This is a genomic window from Sphaerisporangium sp. NPDC004334 (assembly GCF_053602655.1).
Window position 1 is genome coordinate 199,317 of the sequence record NZ_JBSGDZ010000016.1, and the last position, 19,230, is coordinate 218,546.

The 19,230-nt window shown below is 68.6% G+C and carries 17 protein-coding genes, 1 tRNA gene and 1 pseudogene; 9 read left to right on the forward strand and 10 right to left on the reverse strand.

Going from position 1 to position 19,230, the window contains the following annotated elements; translation table 11 throughout:
• Positions 1–145 precede the first annotated feature (145 nt).
• Together ACWEN6_RS22470 and ACWEN6_RS22475 are read left to right on the forward strand one after the other, a co-directional pair.
• Positions 146–598 (forward strand): ATP-binding protein, encoded by a 453-nt coding sequence (locus ACWEN6_RS22470; RefSeq protein ID WP_452572468.1) that lies wholly within the window; start codon positions 146–148, stop codon positions 596–598.
• Positions 599–640: 42 nt separating this feature from the next.
• Complete coding sequence (locus ACWEN6_RS22475) at positions 641–1,996, forward strand: NAD(P)/FAD-dependent oxidoreductase (RefSeq protein WP_452572470.1); 1,356 nt, start codon at positions 641–643, stop codon at positions 1,994–1,996.
• Between the two features lie 183 nt (positions 1,997–2,179).
• On the opposite strand, the gene ACWEN6_RS22480 is transcribed toward ACWEN6_RS22475, so the two are convergent.
• The 5 genes from ACWEN6_RS22480 to ACWEN6_RS22500 form a co-directional block, all read right to left on the reverse strand.
• Positions 2,180–2,575 carry a CBS domain-containing protein gene (locus ACWEN6_RS22480; protein ID WP_452572472.1) on the reverse strand — a complete coding sequence of 132 codons (396 nt, stop codon included), beginning with the start codon at positions 2,573–2,575 and terminating at the stop codon, positions 2,180–2,182.
• A gap of 62 nt (positions 2,576–2,637) precedes the next feature.
• Complete coding sequence (locus ACWEN6_RS22485) at positions 2,638–2,832, reverse strand: hypothetical protein (RefSeq protein WP_354846378.1); 195 nt, start codon at positions 2,830–2,832, stop codon at positions 2,638–2,640.
• A 9-nt stretch (positions 2,833–2,841) separates the two neighbouring features.
• Positions 2,842–4,047: a hypothetical protein gene (locus ACWEN6_RS22490; protein WP_452572474.1), complete on the reverse strand. Its 1,206-nt coding sequence runs from the start codon at positions 4,045–4,047 to the stop codon at positions 2,842–2,844.
• A gap of 3 nt (positions 4,048–4,050) precedes the next feature.
• A complete protein-coding gene (locus ACWEN6_RS22495) occupies positions 4,051–4,956 on the reverse strand; it encodes a hypothetical protein (RefSeq protein ID WP_452572476.1) in 906 nt (301 codons plus the stop codon).
• A gap of 230 nt (positions 4,957–5,186) precedes the next feature.
• Entirely contained in the window at positions 5,187–5,645 is a 459-nt protein-coding gene (locus ACWEN6_RS22500) for a hypothetical protein (protein ID WP_452572478.1), read from the reverse strand.
• 204 nt (positions 5,646–5,849) lie between these two features.
• On the opposite strand from ACWEN6_RS22500, the gene ACWEN6_RS22505 reads away from it, so the two are divergent.
• Positions 5,850–5,923, forward strand: a tRNA-Pro gene (locus ACWEN6_RS22505).
• Between the two features lie 170 nt (positions 5,924–6,093).
• On the opposite strand, the gene ACWEN6_RS22510 is transcribed toward ACWEN6_RS22505, so the two are convergent.
• The 3 genes and pseudogenes from ACWEN6_RS22510 to ACWEN6_RS22520 all read right to left on the reverse strand — a co-directional run bounded on the left by ACWEN6_RS22510 (position 6,094) and on the right by ACWEN6_RS22520 (position 10,322).
• Positions 6,094–8,151, reverse strand: coding sequence for a cellulose binding domain-containing protein (locus ACWEN6_RS22510; protein WP_452572480.1), 2,058 nt, complete (start codon positions 8,149–8,151; stop codon positions 6,094–6,096).
• 58 nt (positions 8,152–8,209) lie between these two features.
• Positions 8,210–8,620, reverse strand: a pseudogene (locus ACWEN6_RS22515) (substrate-binding domain-containing protein); the annotation flags it as partial.
• A 922-nt stretch (positions 8,621–9,542) separates the two neighbouring features.
• On the reverse strand, positions 9,543–10,322 hold the full coding sequence (locus tag ACWEN6_RS22520; protein ID WP_452572482.1) for an oxidoreductase: 780 nt from the start codon (positions 10,320–10,322) through the stop codon (positions 9,543–9,545).
• A gap of 78 nt (positions 10,323–10,400) precedes the next feature.
• Here ACWEN6_RS22520 and ACWEN6_RS22525 point away from each other — a divergent pair, with 78 nt between their 5' ends.
• The 5 genes from ACWEN6_RS22525 to ACWEN6_RS22545 all read left to right on the forward strand — a co-directional run bounded on the left by ACWEN6_RS22525 (position 10,401) and on the right by ACWEN6_RS22545 (position 16,128).
• Positions 10,401–10,985 (forward strand): TetR/AcrR family transcriptional regulator, encoded by a 585-nt coding sequence (locus ACWEN6_RS22525; protein ID WP_452572484.1) that lies wholly within the window; start codon positions 10,401–10,403, stop codon positions 10,983–10,985.
• A 288-nt stretch (positions 10,986–11,273) separates the two neighbouring features.
• On the forward strand, positions 11,274–12,398 hold the full coding sequence (locus ACWEN6_RS22530; RefSeq protein ID WP_452572486.1) for an NAD(P)/FAD-dependent oxidoreductase: 1,125 nt from the start codon (positions 11,274–11,276) through the stop codon (positions 12,396–12,398).
• 325 nt (positions 12,399–12,723) lie between these two features.
• Positions 12,724–13,761, forward strand: a complete 1,038-nt coding sequence (locus tag ACWEN6_RS22535; RefSeq protein WP_452572488.1) for an amidohydrolase family protein — start codon at positions 12,724–12,726, stop codon at positions 13,759–13,761.
• A gap of 35 nt (positions 13,762–13,796) precedes the next feature.
• Positions 13,797–14,804 (forward strand): LacI family DNA-binding transcriptional regulator, encoded by a 1,008-nt coding sequence (locus ACWEN6_RS22540; RefSeq protein WP_452572490.1) that lies wholly within the window; start codon positions 13,797–13,799, stop codon positions 14,802–14,804.
• A gap of 616 nt (positions 14,805–15,420) precedes the next feature.
• Positions 15,421–16,128: a serine protein kinase RIO gene (locus ACWEN6_RS22545; protein ID WP_452572492.1), complete on the forward strand. Its 708-nt coding sequence runs from the start codon at positions 15,421–15,423 to the stop codon at positions 16,126–16,128.
• 149 nt (positions 16,129–16,277) lie between these two features.
• Here ACWEN6_RS22545 and ACWEN6_RS22550 read toward each other — a convergent pair whose 3' ends face one another.
• Both ACWEN6_RS22550 and ACWEN6_RS22555 read right to left on the reverse strand, forming a co-directional pair.
• Positions 16,278–16,613, reverse strand: coding sequence for a GNAT family N-acetyltransferase (locus ACWEN6_RS22550; RefSeq protein WP_452572494.1), 336 nt, complete (start codon positions 16,611–16,613; stop codon positions 16,278–16,280).
• A gap of 296 nt (positions 16,614–16,909) precedes the next feature.
• Entirely contained in the window at positions 16,910–17,827 is a 918-nt protein-coding gene (locus ACWEN6_RS22555; protein ID WP_452572496.1) for an NADP-dependent oxidoreductase, read from the reverse strand.
• Positions 17,828–18,241: 414 nt separating this feature from the next.
• Here ACWEN6_RS22555 and ACWEN6_RS22560 point away from each other — a divergent pair, with 414 nt between their 5' ends.
• Positions 18,242–18,871, forward strand: a complete 630-nt coding sequence (locus tag ACWEN6_RS22560; RefSeq protein WP_452572498.1) for a TetR/AcrR family transcriptional regulator — start codon at positions 18,242–18,244, stop codon at positions 18,869–18,871.
• The last annotated feature ends 359 nt before the right edge of the window (positions 18,872–19,230 follow it).

The window sequence follows — 19,230 nt, forward strand, 5'->3', positions numbered from 1 at the left end:
CCTGGGGCACTGAAGGGCGGAACAGTAGTCGCGTGGAGGGGGCACTTCCCTTACGGGCCGATATCCCGGGGTATCTTCGTCGATGTAATCGGCCCCGAGCAGGGTGACCTTTCCATAGCTGATCGCTTCTGGAGGCGGTTATCGGGTGAACGAGGACGAAGTCCCTCCTCCCCGCTTCCTCTCGGACGGGGGCGGCCCGATGCCGCTCCCGTCCGGCGTGGTGGTCAAGGAACTGACCTTCAGTGTCGGAGACCTGCCCGAGGTGCGGGACTTCGCCGCCCTTCAGGCGCGCCGCCTGGGGATGCGCCACGACTCCATCGGCGACTACCTGGTGGCCGTCAACGAGGTGGCGACCAACGCCGTCACCCACGGGGCGGCCAAGGCGCGGATGCGGGTGTGGTGCGACGGCGGAGACCTGCTCGTCGGCGTGCACGACGACGGGCACTGGGTCCCCGACGAACCGCCCGGAATGATCGCCCCGCACGACTACTCCACCAGCGGCATGGGCCTGTGGGTCGCCCGGCGGCTCACCAAGGAGCTCGTCCTGCGAACCGGGCAAAACGGCACAGAACTGATAATGCGCTTCAAACTGCCGTAAATCCCCATGTAGTTCTTGGGGGCCCGGGGTACGTCCCCGGCTATGACCCTGCGAATTCCGAACGTGCTGGTCGTGGGCGGCGGTGCCGTCGGCATGCTCGCCGCCCGCCGCCTGGAGAAGCGGCTCCACCGCGGCGAGGCCCGCGTCACCGTGGCCGACCTCGACTCCTACATGACCTACCAGCCGTTCCTCGCCGAGGCCGCCGCGGGGAGCGTCGAACCCCGGCACGTCGTCGTCTTCCTGCGCCGGGTGCTGCCCCGGTGCCAGATCCTCAGCGGCAGGATCAGCCGGGTCGAACTGGCCTCGCGCACCGCCCGCTTCCACCCCCACGAAGGGCCGGAACGCGTGCTCGAGTACGACTACCTGGTGTTCGCCCCCGGATCGGTCTCCCGCACGCTGCCCATCCCCGGGCTCGCCGAGTGGGGCATCGGCTTCAAGACCCTCGAAGAGGCCATCCACCTGCGCAACCACGTCCTCGCCCAGCTCGACCTGGCCGACTCCACCACCGACGAGCGCGTGCGCAGGCGCGCCCTGACGTTCGTGTTCGTCGGCGGCGGCTACGCCGGCGTCGAGGCCCTGGCCGAACTGGAGGACATGGCCGCCGACGCCTGCCGCTACTTCGCCCACCTCAACCCTTCGGACATGCGGTGGATCCTCGTCGAGGCGACCGGGAAGATCCTCCCGGAGATCGGCGTCGAGATGGGGGAGTGGACCGTCTCCCAGCTGCGCATGCGCGGCATCGAGGTGCGCACCGGCACCCGGCTGGAGTCCGCGGTGGACCGCCACATCATGCTCAGCGACGGCGACGCCTTCGACGCCGACACCCTGGTCTGGACGGCCGGCGTCAAACCCAGTCCGCTCACCGCCGCCTCCGACCTGCCCCTCGACGAGCGCGGCCGGGTCAAGGTCGACGCGGGACTGCTCGTCGACGGCACCCGGTTCGCCTTCGCCGCCGGTGACTGCGCCGCCGTCCCCGACCTCACCCGGCCCGGGCGGACCACCCCGCCCAACGCCCAGCACGCCACCCGCCAGGCCGTCCGGCTCGCCGACAACCTGATCGCCACCCTGCGGGGCGAGCCGCGCCGCCCGTACCGGCACCGCAGCGCCGGATCGGTCGCCAGCCTCGGCATGTACCAGGGCGTCGCCAACGTCTACGGGCACCGTATGCGCGGCTTCCCCGCCTGGTTCCTGCACCGGACCTACCACCTGAGCAAGATCCCGACGGTGAACAAGAAGGCCCGCATCCTGATGGACTGGACCCTCAGCCTGCTGTTCGCCCGCGAGATCGTCTCCCTCGGCGCCATGCAGGACCCCCGCCAGGAGTTCGAACTGGCCGCCCGCACCGCCGACCGCCCCGTCCCCGCCCGCTCCCCGGCCGCCTCCGGCGCCCGCGAGTGACCCGCGGCGACGCGCCGCGGGGAGGAGGGCGAGCCGTACGGCACGCAAGGAGTGCTCTGGGGGAGGGGGCGAGGTTCCGCCGCCCGCGTCGCGGAGACGCGGAAGGGCGCCGCCCGTGACGGACGGCGCCCTTCCTCCTTCACCGCGTGCCCCGAGGCCCGGAGGGGACGCGCGGTGGGGTCCTCAGCCGTTCGGGGGAGCGCCGCTGATCTCCGACAGCGGAGACGACGGCCGGTTCTCCAGCGCCATGTCCCCGAGGGACACGATGCCGACCGGCCGGCCGTCCACGACCACCGGCACTCTGCGGACGGCCCTTTCCCGCATCAGCCGGATGACGTCCTCGACGTCCTGGTCCGGCCGGGCGGTCACCAGGTCGGAGGTGCACAGGGCGCCCAGGGGAGTCGAATCGGCGTCCCTGGCCTCGGCGACGGCGCGCACGACGATGTCCCGGTCGGTGACCAGGCCGCACAGCCGGTCGTCCCTGGTCACCAGCACGTCCCCGATCGCCTGGTCGCGCATCAGGCGCGCCGCCTTGGACACCGGAGCGTCCGCCGGCAGGCAGATCGGCCGATGCGTCATGACGTCCCGCACCTTCTGGCTCATCATCGGCACCCCATCTCCGCCGTCGGGTCGCCGTGCCGTCAGCGGCGGGTGCGCCGGTAGCCGCGCCACGGGGCGCCGCCGCCCATGCTGGCCGTGCCGATGCCGCCCTGGTGCAGGGCGAGCAGGCACAGGCCCAGCGCGATCAGCGCCGTGGTGGAGATGCCGATGCTCGTGCCGAGCAGGCTGAACAGGAAAGCGATGCCGAAGACGATCGCCGCGACGATGGCAAGCATCGGATTACCTCACTTCGTGTCGGCCGGGCCACCGCTGCGCGGGGCGCCGGAGTAAGAGAGCCCCACCAGGTCCTGGAGGAGCGAACGGTAGTCGCGCAGAGCGAGCCGGAGCCGCTCGGTGTCGTTCTGGTCGCCGTCCTTCCACTGGTCGACCAAGGCCTGCTTGCGGGAGGTGATCGCGGCGACGGCCTCGTCGACCAGCCCGTCGGCCCGCTCGACGGCTTCCCGGGGATCGTCGACGAAGCTCACCTGGACCTCGCGCCACCGCCGCTCGAAGTCCTCGGCCCCGAACCCGCGGTCGCTCTCCCCGGTGCCACCGGAGACGGCCGTCCCCGCGGCCGCGGTGCCCACCTCGCCGGCCGTGGTCCCGACGCCGGCCACGGAGTCCAGCCCGGTCGTGGCGCCGGTGCCGTAGGGGACTCCGGCGTGCGTCTCGCCGGACCGCTCGTCCAGGTCCTCCCTGGCGCTCACCGGCTCGGGCTCCACCTGGGGCACGGCCGACAGTTCGGCGTCCTCCGCCCGGGTCGGGTAGTCGGCCTCCTCCGGGTAGACCATCAGGTCCCGCTCGGGGGTCGTCTGCCCCACCGGCGTCGCCCGCCCCTCCGCGGCGGCCTGCTCGTCCGCGCCGTCCTCCGACCGGGCGTCGCCCAGGCCGGGGGAGTGGTGGGCCGGATCCGGGTCACCCGCCGCGCCGGTGCTCAGCCCGGACGCGCGGACGGCGGAGCCGGTGGCGCCGCCGGCGTCCCGCCCGGTCAGGTCGTCCGACCCCCGGTCGACCGCGTGGCGCTGATCGGCCTCGTCCAGCCGGTCGTGCTCGTCCCGCACGCCCGGTCCGTCGGGGTCGTCCGTCGTGCCGAACCCGTCGTGGTCGTCGCGCGTGCCGTGATCGTTGTGCACGTCCAGCCCGTCGTGGTCGTTTCGCGTGTCGTGGTCGTTCCGCACGTTCAGCCCATCGTCGTTTCGGGCGTGGGACACGTTCATGTCGTTCCGCACGCCGAGTCCGTCATTGTCGTGCCGGTCGTCGTCGGGGTCGTCGTCCTCGTCCAGCCCGCGTTCGCCGTCCCCGCCGGCGTCGCCCGCCCAGTTGGGCCGGGAGGGGTCGTAGACGGTGCGGATGTCATCGACGGCGGAACCGGAGGCGTCGCCGTTCTCGGGCCGGTCGGAGTCCGGGTCGTGCACCGATCCGGGCGTGGTGTCGCGGCGGTACGGTTCCATCGGTCAGCTCCCCTGGGCGTCGCGGTAGGTCCGGCCGCCGGCGACGCGGGTGCCGGTCTCGGAGGCGGCGTGACCGCCCGGCTCCTGGCCGCCGTACTGCCGTCGGTCCTGCTCGCGGCGCTCGTACTGCTGCCGGTCGAGCTCCGCGTCGCCGTACCCGGCGCCGTTGCGCCGCTGACCGTCGTACCCGCCGGAGTCCGTCCCCGTCTCGCCGTCCGCCCGCCGCCCGGCGGCGTCGCCCTCGTACGCGTGCCGCTCGCCGTGAGCGGTCTCGGCCTCGCGAGCCGTCTCGACGTCGCGGCGCTCCTCGCGCGCCTCCTCGTACCGGCGACGCTCGTCGCGCGGGTCCTCGGCCTCGCGCCGCTCGGCGCCGATGTCCGCCGCCTCCTCCAGCAGTTCCTGGAACAGCGCGCGGTAGTGCACCATCGCCTGCCGCAGCTCCTCGGTCGAGGCCTCCCGGCGGGCGGCGCGGCTGCTGATCTCGTGAGCCTTGCGGTAGTGGTCCAGGGTCTGGCCGTGGGCGACCGACAGGTCGGAGACCTGCTGCTCGAAGCCCTCGGTCGGGTAACCCCGGTCGGCCATGACCGAGGTGACCAGGTGATCCGCCTCGGTCACCGCGAAACCGGGAGCGTCCACGAACCGCTCCTGAACCTCGGTCCACTTCTTGGAGTAGGACGACCGGCTCTCCGCGGACAGCGGCCGGATGTCCAGCTTGGCGTGACGCTGCTCCCTCTCGAGCAGTTCCTGCTCCGCCTCACGGCGATTCTCGCGTTCACGCACGGTGCGCTCGTACTCGGGTCCGAAGCGTTCTTGGAGTCGACGCCTGCGCTGCTGCTGCGCCACGAGGTAGCCGACGGCCAGGATCGCCACCACCGCGGCTACAACGACGGCCACCCAGGTGATGGTCATGTCTGCCTCCGGTTATGTCTGCCTTTGTAACCCCCCGACTGCCCGAGATGACGATTTCAAAACGACACGATCCCCCGGTTTTCCTCGACGTCCGCTCCAGTGCCACGACCCGCCCAAGCGCCGGTCAGCGACCCCCCTCACCGACACGGGGGATGTTCCCGCCGAACCCCCGGCGGGCCGCGGCCCAGCACCCCATTCGCCCGAACCGTCCCGGGTCGCCCAACTGCCGGTCAGGACCTGCTCTGCGGCGGGTCCTCCTGTTCCCCTTCCCCTTCACCGAGGACGGCCAGGGCGCCCTTCAGCACCGACTCCACGTGCGATTCGCCGGCCACCGGCGTCTCGAAGAACCCCTCCTCCGGGTTGTAGGAGATGTCCAGGCCGCTGTCCACGAGCCTGCGGGCCCAGCGCAGAGCCGTGTTGACCTTCATGCGAGGGACCTCGCCCCCCTGGGCCACCGCCGACAGGTTCCTCAGGTTGGTGGCCGGTCCGGTCTGGTTGTGGGCGCGGTTCAGCTTCCACGGGATGGCCGCGCTGTGGTCGAGCATCGGCTTGGCCAGCCCCGCCGCCCGCTTGGCCTGCAGAATCCCCGACTCGGTCACCCCGAAGTGCACGGCCAGCCGCGCGTTGGACCATCCGCCGGCGACCAGCCGCCCCAGCTCATCCCGATTGATATGAGCCTTCCGCCCCATACGCCCATCCCGCCTTCAGTCGGCTCCACCGCTTCATCGCGTTCATCGCGCCACGAGCTCCGAAGATCGATCATCGGCCATCCCGCGACGCTCGCAGCTAAGACGCGCGACCACTGGGACAGGAGTGCCCACCCCGCCAGGCTCACCCGTACGCAGGACTGCTCGATCTGCGCTAAGGTTGTTCTTGCTCGCCACGGCGGGCAACGGGACGTAGCGCAGCTTGGTAGCGCACTTGACTGGGGGTCAAGGGGTCGCAGGTTCAAATCCTGTCGTCCCGACAGACGAAAAGGTCTGTCGATCTGGGAGTAATCCCAGGTCAACAGACCTTTCTTTATGTCGGCCGGCTCATCGCGTGTGGCTACACCACCCGCGGCCGGGGGCCATTTGGGGACCGGCGCCCTCGAGAAATGGGCACTCAACGCCTCCCGCCGGTGACCCGACGTTCCCGTCAGGAAATGGCGCAGCTGACGCCGTTGAGGGCGAACTGGTCAGGCTTGCCGGTATTGCCGGTATGGGTGGCCTGGAAGCCGATGTCGGTGGATCCGCCTGCTGCCAGCGTCCCGTTGTACGAGACGTTGCGCGCGGAGATCTGACCGCTGGAGCCGGTGTAGGTGGCGTTCCAGCCGCTGGTGATGGTCTGCCCGCCAGGAAGGGTGAACGCCAGAGTCCAACCGTTGATCGTTGATGTGTCACGGTTGGTGATGTGGATGCTGGCGGTGAACCCGTCGTTCCAGGAGTTCATCGTGTAGCCCACCTCGCAGGCACCGGACTGGCTCGGCGACGGAGTGGGGCTCGGCGAGGGTGTGGGGCTCGGCGACGGAGTAGGGCTCGGCGAGGGTGTGGGCGTCGGCGACGGCGTGGGGGTCGGCGACGGCGTGGGGGTCGGGGCCGTGGAGAAGGTGATGTTGGAGACGTAGGAGTTGATGTTCCAGCTCGCGTCCGCGTCGGTCGAACTGGTGACGGGTTTGCCCTGGACGGTGAAGTTGGTGAAATGTACGCCGTTGATGTTCACGGCCGACGAACGACCGTGCAGGTTGACGACCTTCTTCACGTCGGAGGAGACGTTGGTGAAGTAAGCGTCGCGGATCGTCGCGGTGTTCTTCACGGTTCGCCAGGAAGGCGGCCGGTCCTCCTCCAGGTCGATCAGGCTGTCGGTGTTCTCCACCCTGATGTTCTCCCACCGGGTGTTCGAGACAACGGCCGTGTCGACCGCGTCGATCACCATCGAGCGTCCCGCCTTCACCACGTCGATGTCACGGAACGCGACCCCGTCCATCGACCGCCCTTCCGTCTTGGTGCCGATCTTCGCGCAGCCGGAATTGCTGTAACAGACGACATGCTCGTGGACGACGTTCTTGGTGTCGATCGCACCGGCGGTCGTGTCCTCGTTCTTGGTCGCCATGTTGTCGTCACCGGTGTAGAGCAAGGCGTTGGACAACAGGCCGTTGGTCGACTCGTCGAAATCCACACCGTCGGTGTTGTTGTAACCCGTCGTGGGCCGACAGTTGATCAACTTGTAGTTCTTGATGGTGACCTTGTCGCTGCGATAGACGAGCGTGTTCCAGTAGCTGGAGTCACGGACGATCGGGCCGTCGACCTCGATGTTCGAGCTCTGCTCGATCTTCAGCAACGCCAGATTCAAGCCCTGCGCCCGCAGCGACTTCCCGTTACCGTCGATGACACCGCGGCCCAGCAGCTTCGCGTTGCTGACCTGGTACACCCGCAGGGAGGCATGCTGCATGCCCTCGATGTTCACCCCGCCGCTGCCGGTGTTGAAGTCCGCCTTGTTGTTCGAGCCGTAGAGGACCGCACCGGCGGCCAGATACAACGTCATGTTGCTTTTCAGCCAGAGCTCGCCGACCAGGTACTTGCCCGCCGGCACGTACAGAATATTGCGGGTCGCTCCCGACGCGGCGTTGATGGCACTTTGGATCTTGGCCGTGACGAGTGTCCCCCCGGTGTTGTCGACCCCGTAGTCGGCCAGGCTCTTGACGTTGGCGTCCCCCAGGTGCGGCGGAGCGGACTCGGGTGCGTCAATGAGGATGAACAGCAACTCTGCGGAGTCGAACTGGACGATCAAGTAGTTCGGGCCGCTGTCGAAGGTGATGGTGTTGCCGCTTCTCGTGACCGCCAGCTTCCGGCTCTTGGGGCTGACGGTGTAGGAGCTGAAGCTTTGGGCGACGGTGACGGAGAACCTGGCGGTGCCCGCTGCCGCCATCGAGCAGTGCGCGTAGTGCACCTGCATCTCGGGAGCGAACTTGGTCATCTTCTCGACGTACAGCGGGGAGCCGTCCGCCGTGACGGTGTAGAGGGAACTCTTCGTGGCGCCCGGCAGCGCGGGATCGGCGACGCAGCCGCCGGCTGCCAGGCCGGCCGAGTCGTTGCCGGCCGGGCCGGTCGCCGCAATCGCGCCGTACTCCGGCACCACGAGGGCGGTCGCACCGACGCCGACGCCAACGGCAAGCAGTGTGCTGATCAATAGCTTCGCCAGAGGTTTGATCTTCACGGGGATTCCTTGTTGTGGGGAGGGCATGGAGTGCTGAGCGACTCGCATCAGAAACCGGTCATCGATTCCCTCCTCCCGAAAGGGACTGATCCCAGCGGGTCAGCGGTGTGAATCCCTGCGTTTCCCTGCCCGTCAGGCCGGCGGGGGCGATCACGTCGTTGCAGGCGACCACCGCGGCGACGGAGGCGGCGAGGAGGACATCGGCGACGGCCACGCCACCCGCGAACGTGGGCGACACGGCACCGGCTTCGAAGATCGCCGTGGGTCGTTCCGGGCAGTGCAGCAGGCGGAGCGCGGCCACTCGTCCGTCATGTCTGGTCAGCTCGGCGTGTACGACGAGGTCGGTGCCCACGCGAAGGCCCGCGGCTTCCGGGGCCGAGCGGTAGCCGTCCAGTCTGGCCCGGCAGCACAGAATCCGGTCGCGGCCGGCGATCATGGCAATGCGACGGTGTCCCAGTTCGATCAGATGTCGGGTCGCCGATCCGCAGGTGGACTTTTCGTGAGCTAGGCGGTTTCACGATCGCTCCCTCGATGTCGACCTTGACGGCGCTGATCAGTACTTCCTGGCTGAACCGGCATCGGACGACCAGATATGTGGACAGGTATATGGAGACGATCGGCGCGTACTGGGCCTCGTGCGCGCCATGGACTCTCCGTTGATGAGGAGCGGTCCGCCCAACCCGTTGAACCGTCTCAGAACGGAAACTTTCTGGCTGGTCAGCTAGAAACATAACCTAGAGATGAGGCGCGTCTCGGTCCACCTGCCCTCGGCACTGTCACCCCACGCGGGCGGCCTCGCCCTCTCACCGACTGGTCCGCTGCCCCTATGACCATCGCCTTTGTCATCGACGCCGACCCGAAACGCCCGTAAGCAAAGAAACTTTCGAGGTGAACCTCCCTGAATCTTTCAGAGCGGATGCGGCGTACGGCGACGGCCACGCGTCCCAGCACATCCCAGGCGGCTCCGGCCGCTGATGGATCCTTGATGAGGAGGTGCACATGCCGTCGCGGGCGGACGGGTTTTCTTGCGCCGTGAACGGACCTCCGCGCGGTCCGGCCCGGGCGGAGGAAGTGATGAAGGGGGCCAGGCTCTTGGGCGGCGGGGACGATTCGCGACGAGGGCTCCTTCTTCGCCGCCACGTACCCGCCCCTGGACGAGACCGCCTACCGGGGCAGCAGCCTCTCCGTCACCGGAGATGCTCAGGGCCGCTTCAGCATCGGACATCGTCACTTACCAGACCTGGCGTCTGACCATGCGCCAGTGACCGCGTGGGTCCGGCGCCTCCGGTGCCGGACCCCACCATCCCGAGGGCGGAGTTGGTGGCGCTCACCAAGGTCGAGCTGTTCGAGCAGATCCGCCGAGACTCGTGGCGTGAAGGTCTAGGCAAGAGCTAGATGACGGGGAGTTCACCGCCGTCGACTGTCAGGCTTACTCCGGTGACCCACTGAGCCCGGTCCGATGCGAGGTAGGCGACGGCCTCGGCGATGTCGCGCGGGTCTCCGGGACGACCCAGAGGGATGCCCGCTGTGGTGGCGGCAAGCGGGACGTCCATCGCGTCGGCGAACTTCTGGCGGATCGCGTCGGCGCCCGGGGTGAGCACGTTGCCGGGGATGATCGTGGTGACGCGGATTCCGGCAGGCGCGAGCTCGGAAGCGAGCGCTTTGCTGTAGGTGTTGAGGGCGGCCTTGGCGGCAGCGTAGTGAGCCAATGGCGGCGCCGGCGTGAGGGCCGCTCCCGATGAGATGTTGACGATCACGCTGCCCGGCCCGGCCTCGCGTAGCGCCGGCAGCAGCGCGTTGTTGACCCTCACGGCGGACAGGTAGTTGAGGTCGAGTGCGTCGGTCCATTCGTCATCGGGGATGGATGAGATGCCCCCGATGTGGGCGCGTGCCGCCGCCGCGTTGTTGACCACGATGTCGACGCCGCCGAGTTCGTCGAGCGCCGCCGCAGTGAATGCCTGCACGCCTGCGAGCGTGCCGATGTCGCCCTGGATGAAGGTGGCGGCCTTCGGCGTCTCGTCGGAGGCGTTACGCGCCGTGGTGACGACGGTCGCGCCGCCGTCGAGCAGCCGCTGCACGATGGCCGCGCCGATCCCGCGAGTGCCTCCCGTGACGATCGCGCGCTTTCCTGCGAACTCAGTGGTGTCGGGTGAAGTGCCAGTTCTGAACATACGGTCCACAATAACGGGTTCTGGACCGATCGTCCAGAAGTTCTGGACCGGTAGTTCAGAACGACGTACCATGGAGGCATGGGGCGACCACGGAAATTCAGCGAGCAAGACGTCCTGGCCGCTGCGCGCCGGCAGTTCAACGAAACCGGCTACCACGGCACCTCGGTCGACGATCTCTCCCGCGCGACAGGGCTCAGCAAGGGAAGCCTCTACGGCGCGTTCGGCGACAAGGAGGCCCTGTTCCAGCGAATCTTCGAGGAGTACTGCGCGAACTCCGACGAGGACGCCGCCGCCCTGCTCGAAGGCCCGGAGGACCAGGCCCTCGACCGTCTCCGCAAATGGCTCACGGCGCCGGACGACCACACCGGTAGGCCTGGCTGTCTGCTGGCCAAGGCCACGGCCGAACTGGCGTCGGAGAACGACGCCATCGCGACCAGATCACTCGCGGCGTACGAAATGCTGCTCGACAGCTGCCGCCGGCTTGTCGAGCAGGCGCAGCGGGCCGGGCACGTGGATCCGGCCGCCGACGCCGAGGTGCTCGGCGGACTGATCCTCACCACGCATCGCGGGCTCGAAGCACTCGCCAAGGCAGGGATCGACGCGAAGACCAGGAACCGAATCGCCGGCGCCGCGATCGACGGCATCGCACTGCCGGTTTCTTGACCAGCTGGATCTCGTAGGGAGTCTCGCAGGTGGTGCTGGAGTGAGCGGCGGACCGGCGCCGTCATGTCTTCGAAGGCCGTGCGGGGGCGGATTCGATTGACACGCGGAACGGCGCATGCCTACTTTGTAACTAGTTACTGTAACTAGTTACTTTCGGGAGGGCGTAAGCCGTCGAGCCGAGGTCATCAGTTCCCTTTCATCCGCCCCGGCTCAGACGATGAGCGCCGAGACCGGCGACATCTGAAAGGACCCAGCAAGCCCCACGAGAGACGAGGGAGACCGATCAGCATGGTCGAGCATGTGGTCGTCATCGGTGCCGGCGTCTACGGTGCGGCGGTGACCGCCGCGCTGACGCGGCGGGGCGCTCGTGTCACGGTCGTTGACGCCGGTGCACCGGCGGCCGGCAGTTCTGGTGCGACGTTCTCGTGGATCAACTCCTGCGGCAAGCAGCCGCGGTCGTACCACGATCTCAGCGTCGCGAGTATGGCGGCCCATCGCAAGCTGGCCACCGACGTGCCCCATGGCGACTGGTACCACGAGGGCGGCAACCTCGAATGGGCCGCCGACGACGCCGGCCGCGAGGAACTGCGCAAGAAGGTCGCGGGCGTCCTCGACTACGGATACGAGGCACGGTGGCTCAGCCGAGCGGAGGCGCTGGGCCTGGAACCGGACATGGACCCCGCCGAGTTGCCGGCAGGCGAGATCGCCTACTTCCCCCGCGAAGGCTGGATCGAGCCGGTGCGCCTGATCGCCCACCTGCTGTCGAGCGCGGTGGCCGGCGGTTCCGAACTGGTGGCGAACGACGCCGTCACCGGACTGGAGGTGACCGCGGGCACGGTACGCGCCGTACGGCTCGCCTCCGGCCGGCGGCTCCTCGCGGATGCGGTCGTGAACTGTGCGGGACCCCAGGCCGCCGGGGTCGCCGCGCTGGCCGGACTGGTTCTGCCCATGCGCAACACCCGCGGTGTGCTCGTCTCCTCCTCACCGGTCGCGGTATCGGTCTCGCGCGTCATCCATGCCCCGCACGTCCACCTACGCCCGGATGGCGGCGGGCGGCTGCTGCTGCACACCCCTGAGATCGACGGCACGGCGCACGTGTCCGGCACCGGGGAGATCAGCGTCGAACCGTCGGCCGTCGACAAGGTGGTCGAGGCCGGTCGTGCGCTGTACCCGGGACTGCGAGCCTCGACCGTGGAGGCCGTCCGGGTCGGTCAACGGCCCATCCCCGGCGACGGCCTGCCGGTACTCGGCCGGGTCGTCGCGCTGCCCAACTTCCACTTCGCGGTCTCGCACAGCGGCGCGACGCTCAGCGTGCACGCCGGCGACCTGGTCGCCGGCGAGGTGCTCGGTGAGGACCACGACGACGCGCTGGCCGCGTTCCGGTTCGAGCGGCCGGCACTGGCGGCCCGGTAACGGAGTGATCATGCGCACGATCGTCCTGCATGGCTGCGACCTGGTCGACGGCACTGGCACGGATCCACGGCACGGGGTCGACATCGTCGTCGCGGGGGGCACCGTCCGCGAGATCGTTCCCGCGCGACCGGCTGACGCCTACGGCACGGTGGACGAGATCGTTGACGGGGCCGGAATGCTGATGATCCCCGGACTGATCAACAACCACACACATGGCACCGCGTACGGACCGCTGTTTCCCAGCGGACATGTGGGCCTGCCGCACGAGCAGGTCCTCGCCAACCTCGACCGGCACCTGCTGGAGGGGACGACCACGGTGCTCTGCGTGGACGGGTTCGTCACCGCCGAAGCGCTCGCGTGCACCGGTGAAGCGCACCCGATCAACGTCAAACTCGCCTCGTGCAACACCCCGGCGTGCCTGGCGGCGGCGACCATCGCCGACGGCGGCGGCCTCACCGAGGCGAACCGCATGTTCACCGCGCGGCACGCGGTACGCGCCGGCGCGGTCGCGCTCGGCGAGATCGGGGCGGGACACACCCTCGGTGGGGGCGGGGCGAGTTACATGTACATCCCGGCCGAGGTCGAAAGACGTACCGGCGTGAAGATCACACCCCGGCAGGCGGACGGGCTGAAGACCGCGGTGCTGGGCCGGCACATCTCGAAGAAGGCGTTCGATCGGGACCGTGTCGAGGAGGCCCTGGCGAGCGCGGGCCTGACTGGCACGCTCTCGGTCGAGGACACCTGTGAGATCGTCTCTGGCATCGTGTTGCCGGCCTTCGACATCGCCTTGAACGGGCTCGCCGAGGCGGCCGGGCAAGCTCGCGAGGCGGGCGTCCCGGTGCTGGTGCACAACGCGGCGGCATCGATGACCCAGGTCGCCTCCATCGCGGAGACGGACGTGACGCTGATCGCCGGGCACTCCAACCACTCGAGCTTCGAGCTCCGCGAGGCGGTCGAGCACGCCGGACGGCTCAAGGAGATGGGTGCGATCGTGGATGTCTCCACCCTGGACACCTTCGGGGCACAGCGGCTCACAACGGGGCCGGAATTGCTTTATGCGATGTTTTCCGCGGGGGTGGTCGACACGATCTCGACCGACTACGCGGGCGGCCACCACGACCCGATCCTGCTGGCGATCGACCGATCCATCAAGGCGGGCGTGGTGAGTCTGCCGGCGGCGGTCCGGATGGCGACCGCCAACGTCGCGGACGCCATCCCCGGCGTGGCGCCGCGGCGTGGCCGTGTCCTGCCGGGAACGATCGCCGACCTCGTGCTCACGGACCCTGCGGAGCTCCACCACGTGGGGATCGTCATGGTCGGTGGTGAGATCGTCGCGAGAGCCGGTCGGCGCGTCGCCGCCTGACCGGCGCCGGAACTGCTGGGGGGACCGGGAGAATCATGGTGAAACGAGCGACCATCGGCGACGTCGCCGCGGACGCCGGCGTGTCCACGGCCACGGTCTCCCGCGTCCTCAACGGCGGCGCCGTCACCGAGGCGACCGCCACCCGGGTGTGGGAAGCGGTCGCTCGTCTCGAGTACACCCCCAACGCGCTCACCAGGGGTGTCTTCGCCGGACGCTCCAGCACGATCGGAGTCGTCATCCGCGACCTGAGCAGCCCGTTCTACCTGGACCTGATCCGCGGCATCGACGAGGTGGCGGCCGCGAACGACAGCCTGGTCATGCTCGCCAACACGTTCCGTCGCGTCGACCGCGAGGTCGCCCAGGTGCGGACCATGGACGAACAGAGGGTGCGTGGCCTGATCGTGACGACCGGCGAAGCGACCGATGGCCGGACACGCCGGATGGCCGAGAACGGCACCCCCTGCGTGATCATCGCGCGCTCCGTGCTGGACGCGCCGCCCGGCATGCACTCGATCAGCTTGGACAACGTCGAGGCCGGGCGGCTGATGGCCGTCCATCTGGCCGGGTGCGGGCGGTCGTCCATAGGCGTCGTGTCCTCGGGACGCCGCACGTCTCAGATCGAGCGCACGGCGGGGCTGAGGCGGGCCCTCGCGGACCTGGGGCTGCCCTTGCCCGAGGACGCGGTGATGGTCGCGGAAACCGATGACGAGGTGAGCGGTGCCGTCGACACGCTGCTCACCCGTGGCCGTGATCGCGGCGAGCCATTGGACGCGATCGTCTGCACCACCGGCCGGCTCACCGTCGCGGTCCACACGGCCCTCACCGCTCGCGGCATCGCCATCCCCGGCGACATCGCGTTCGTGACGATGGACGATTTTCCGTGGGCCACCGCGCTCGGGATCACCGTGATCGCCCAGCCCTCCTACCAGATGGGCCTGAAGGCGGGCGAACTCGTCGTCGACCGCCCCAGCGGGCCGCTCGAGTTGGTCTTCGCGCCTACGCTGGTCGCCCGCACCTCGTGCGGCGAGCGCCAGAAGGCCTGATCCCGTACCGCGGCAGCTCGGCGCTCCCGCCGACCCTGACTCGAGCACGGGACGCTGCTCCGTCACTGTTTCCGCGACGGCAAAAGGCACGATGCGCGGTCAGCCGGATGATTCACGGCATCGGCCGAGGCTGCGAGGTGCAGTGTCAGAGATCTGCGTATTTGTCCCGGTAGATACAAGTGAAGCCTGCATGCCGGTCCGTGAAGCCGGTGCGGGAGCTTCGGGTGCCCGACCGCGCGGTCCCACCTCCGGTAAATGCGTTGCGGGGGCCGGAACGGGCGGGCATGCTGGGTTGATCGAGCGGCGGCGAACGCTGCCTGGACTAAGGAGGGCTGACGGATGGCCATCACTGTGCTGCGGCATGTCCGCATCAGTCCTACTTCTTTGTTCAGGAGCACACCCGTTGTCTTTCGAGTACGAACTCTCTGATTCCTCTTCCGACCTCCACTCCCGCTGGGCTGATCTCACCGGTGACGAGTCTCGATCAGATCCGGCCGACGCCTTCGTCGTGGAGTTTCATCCGGTCGACGAGAAGCTGGGCCCGGATCAGCGATGGTCCACCTGGCTGGAGGTCGAGCGCGGGTCTCGCGGCCCAGAACCACACCCCTCGTGGGTTGTGACGGAACAGGCCGCGATCGACACCGAGCTCGGCGTCCTCAAAACCGGCAAGGAAGCCGACGTCTTCCTGCTCGAACGGGCCGTCGAAGCCATCGGCGACAACCCGGCGAAGTCCTCGCTGCTGGCCGCGAAACGGTATCGCACCGAGGAACACCGGTCCTTTCACCGCAGTACGTCGTACGTCGAAGGCCGCCGCACCCGCAACAGCCGCGACAGCCGGGCGATGGCGAAGAAGACCTCGCACGGTCGTAGCGTCGCGGCCGGTCAGTGGGCGTACGCCGAATGGGACGCCCTCAATCGGCTGTGGAAGGCAGGCGTCCCGGTGCCGTATCCGGTGCAGGTGGACGGCACCGAGCTGCTGATGGAGTTCATCGACGACGGCGAGGGCGGTGCCGCGCCCCGGCTCGCCCAGGTCCGGCCGTCGAAGGAACTGCTCGGCGTGTACTTCGAGCAGCTCCGCAACGGCATGCGTGAACTGGCCCGCGTGGGGCTCGCGCACGGCGACTTGTCGCCGTACAACGTCCTCGCGCAGGCCGAGCGGATCGTGATGATCGACCTGCCCCAGGTCGTCGACATCGTGGGCAACCCGAAGGGCATGGACTTTCTGATGCGTGACTGCCACAACATGGCCACGTGGTTCACCAACCGCGGGCTCGAGATCGACGAACAGGAACTGTTCACCGACCTGCTCACCATGGTGCTCTGATCGCCTCCTGCAGAACGCGGTCGAAGCAGACTGCCTGCTCTGAGCCGGCGGCTGGTGTCATCGGCGGGAGGCGCGTCACGGCGACGACACCAGCCGCCGTTTCCTCTACGTCGGCGAACGCACGGGCTCCGGTGCGATCCGGGCGTTCGTCAGTTGGCGCGTTCGCGCGGTGCGCGGTCGGGTACCGTCGCGTGGCCCGGGAAGCGACTGTCGATGAGTTCCTTGTATTCAGGGTGGTCGGCGATGTAGTCCGCCACGAAGGGGCAGTAGTTGGTGAGTTTCAGGTCTTGCGCTCGTAGGTCGTCCAGGGCGTGTTCGACAAGCCGGGTTGCGACCCCTCGGCCGCGGAACTCAGGCTCAACGATCGTGTGGCTGAACGTCACGCGTTGATCGCCTCGCTGTGTGTGGTAGACGATCATGCCGACGACCTGTCCGTCGACGACGGCTTCGTATGATCCGCTGTCGCCGTTCTTCTGTATGTTCATCTCGGGTCTCACTTGGTTTCTCCTGGTATTTCGTTGAGCAGCGCGGTCTTCGCTGCGCAGTTTGGACGGCTTGTGTCTGGCCAGAACCCATCTCACGTCACCAAAGCCCGCACCCTGGGCCGAATAGACGAGGGCGAAGCGATCTCAGAGCGTGCGCGGCGTTATAGGTCCAGCCCCAAGTCCGACGGGTAGAGCAGCACAAAGCGCGGAACGCGACAGGACCGCTCCGCCGGTTGGTCGGGGGACGCCAAGCTCGCCGTGCCGATCTGCGGCCCGGCGATCGCGTCGCCGAGTCCTCATGGGCGAACGCGGATGATCGTCTTCCCTTGGGCCCGCTTGGTCGGGTTGAAGGCGGCGACGGCATCGTCGAGGGTTGCGATGGCGCCGATGTTCGTCCGCACTCGTCCGTCACGCACCCGCCGGGCGATCTCACGCAGTTGGGGGCGATCGGGCACGACAACGAAGTCGACCACCAGACCGTCGGCGGGCCGCGCTTCGAGCGGCCCGGTGATGCTCACCAGCGTTCCTCCGGGTCGAATCAGACCTGCGGACCGCTTCCCGATGTCGCCGCCGATGACGTCGAACACCAGGTCGACTCCGCCGACATCTTCCAGGGTGTCGTTCTCGAGGTCGACGAACTCCTGCGCGCCGAAGTCGAGCGCCGTCCGCCGGCCGGCAGCGCGTCCGGTACCGATGACATAGGCGCCCGTCTCGTGGGCGAGCTGCGTCGCCATCGAGCCGACCGCGCCGGCCGCACCGTGCACGAGGACACTCTGCCCCGCCTGGAGGCGGCCGTGCTCGAACAGCCCCTGCCATGCGGTCAGACCCGACATCACGACGCTCGCGCCCACCGTGAAGTCGACCTCGCCCGGGAGCGGGGCGAGGTTACGCGCCTCGACGGCTGTGTACTCCGCCAGCGTGCCGTCGCGGGTCCAGTCCGTGAGGCCGAACACCCGCTGGCCCACCGACAGCCCCGTCGTCCCATAGCCGAGAGCGCTGACCACTCCGGCCAACTCGTGGCCCGGGATCGACGGTGTCCGGTCACGGCCGAGGCGGTCGGTCCAGGTCGAGGGCCACTCCAGCTCAGTCCAGGTGAATCCCGACGCGTGAACCTCGACCAGCACATCGTTCACCCCCGCCTCGGGCCGGGGTCGCTTCGCCAGCGTCATCCCGGCCGTTCCCGCGGCCTGGTCCGTCACCACGATCGCCTTCATCCGGCACCTCCCCGTATTCAGTCCCCGCCGCCACACCTCTGGGCATTTGATGGACTATTTAGTCCATCATAGTATCTGCGCAGATATGACCGGCCAGGCGAGCGTGTACCGCTACGACCGTCGGACATGTCACGATGCCGCACCGCCGATGACCACGGAGACGTGCCGATCGACGTCATGCCGGTGACTATGGACGTTATAGTCCAGAATGCGCTGGTGGGCGGGCGGTCGCGCCCTCACCGCGGAGAATCTCATCACCGCATCTCTCGACCGCACACCTGGGCCACCGGCCTGACCAGCGAACGACCCCCAACACCAACTTCCCGGAATCGACCGTTCTGGAGGAGACCCGTGGCCGAGCGGGACCGTGGAGTCCATGTGGCGGCTGCGATCAGACGGGGTAGCCTGAGGACTGTGAGCAGGCCGGAGAACGCGCACGCGGGGCAGAGGATGACGCCACGTGGGACCGCCACCCGTGCGCGCATCGTGGCGGCCGCTGTCGAGCTGATGTACGTGAAGGGAGTGAACGCGACCACGCTGGACGACGTCCGGGCCGCGAGCAATACCAGCAAATCTCAGCTTTACAACCACTTCCCGGACAAGCAGGAACTGGTTCGCGCCGTCGTTGCGGCGCGCGCCGCGCAGGTCCTCGAGCGTGAACGCGGCAACCTTCAGCGCTTGAAGTCGTTCCGCGGCCTGGTCCGCTGGCGCGACGCGCTGGTGCAGCGAAACTCGCTGCGGAACGGTGCCTACGGCTGTGCGCTCGGCTCGCTGGCCGGCGAGCTCGCCGACCAGGACGACCAGGCCCGCGCCACACTCGCCGAGTCGTTCGTGGAATGGGAAGGGTTGCTCGCCGCCGGCCTGTGGCGGATGCGGGACAGCGGGGTGCTCAGGCCGGACGCCGACCCGGAGAAGCTCGCCACGGGTCTGATGGCGGCCTTGCAAGGCGGCTACCTGCTCGCGGAGACCGCTCATGACATCAAACCCATGGAGGTCGCCCTCGATATGGCGCTTGACCACGTGAAGTCGTTCCTCACGGCGTGACGCGGCTGCGCGGACGTGGCCGGGGGCTGTGTCCAGGGCCACCTCCAACCGCCGCACCTCGCGGGTAGGATGCCGGCCGCGAACAGCGCCGCGATGAGGGTGCGCCGAGCCCGGACGGAGCCAGGGCGTTGAAGGAGCGGCATATCACCTAGGCGTGGTGCAGGTGGCTGTCTCCGTGCTTCGACCGGACCTCTTCTGGGCGCCACGCGTCATGGCGCCGCTCTGGCTTGCATTGGACGTTTTAGTCCAGTCAACAGCAGAAGGCGGGTCTCTGTTCCGTCAGTCGCGTCGGTCCCGACAGGTGCACACGATGCTGGACCAGGGCTCGCAACGGGGCAGCTTTCTGCTGATCAATACTG

What these genes read in the sequence shown, in the direction of transcription:
- ACWEN6_RS22475 (WP_452572470.1), top strand. Translation starts at nt 641, where the DNA reads ATGACCCTGCGAATTCCGAACGTGCTGGTCGTGGGCGGCGGTGCCGTC.
- ACWEN6_RS22480 (WP_452572472.1), bottom strand. Translation starts at nt 2,575, where the DNA reads ATGACGCATCGGCCGATCTGCCTGCCGGCGGACGCTCCGGTGTCCAAG.
- ACWEN6_RS22485 (WP_354846378.1), bottom strand. Translation starts at nt 2,832, where the DNA reads ATGCTTGCCATCGTCGCGGCGATCGTCTTCGGCATCGCTTTCCTGTTC.
- ACWEN6_RS22490 (WP_452572474.1), bottom strand. Translation starts at nt 4,047, where the DNA reads ATGGAACCGTACCGCCGCGACACCACGCCCGGATCGGTGCACGACCCG.
- ACWEN6_RS22495 (WP_452572476.1), bottom strand. Translation starts at nt 4,956, where the DNA reads ATGACCATCACCTGGGTGGCCGTCGTTGTAGCCGCGGTGGTGGCGATC.
- ACWEN6_RS22500 (WP_452572478.1), bottom strand. Translation starts at nt 5,645, where the DNA reads ATGGGGCGGAAGGCTCATATCAATCGGGATGAGCTGGGGCGGCTGGTC.
- ACWEN6_RS22520 (WP_452572482.1), bottom strand. Translation starts at nt 10,322, where the DNA reads ATGTTCAGAACTGGCACTTCACCCGACACCACTGAGTTCGCAGGAAAG.
- ACWEN6_RS22525 (WP_452572484.1), top strand. Translation starts at nt 10,401, where the DNA reads ATGGGGCGACCACGGAAATTCAGCGAGCAAGACGTCCTGGCCGCTGCG.
- ACWEN6_RS22530 (WP_452572486.1), top strand. Translation starts at nt 11,274, where the DNA reads ATGGTCGAGCATGTGGTCGTCATCGGTGCCGGCGTCTACGGTGCGGCG.
- ACWEN6_RS22540 (WP_452572490.1), top strand. Translation starts at nt 13,797, where the DNA reads ATGGTGAAACGAGCGACCATCGGCGACGTCGCCGCGGACGCCGGCGTG.
- ACWEN6_RS22550 (WP_452572494.1), bottom strand. Translation starts at nt 16,613, where the DNA reads ATGAACATACAGAAGAACGGCGACAGCGGATCATACGAAGCCGTCGTC.
- ACWEN6_RS22555 (WP_452572496.1), bottom strand. Translation starts at nt 17,827, where the DNA reads ATGAAGGCGATCGTGGTGACGGACCAGGCCGCGGGAACGGCCGGGATG.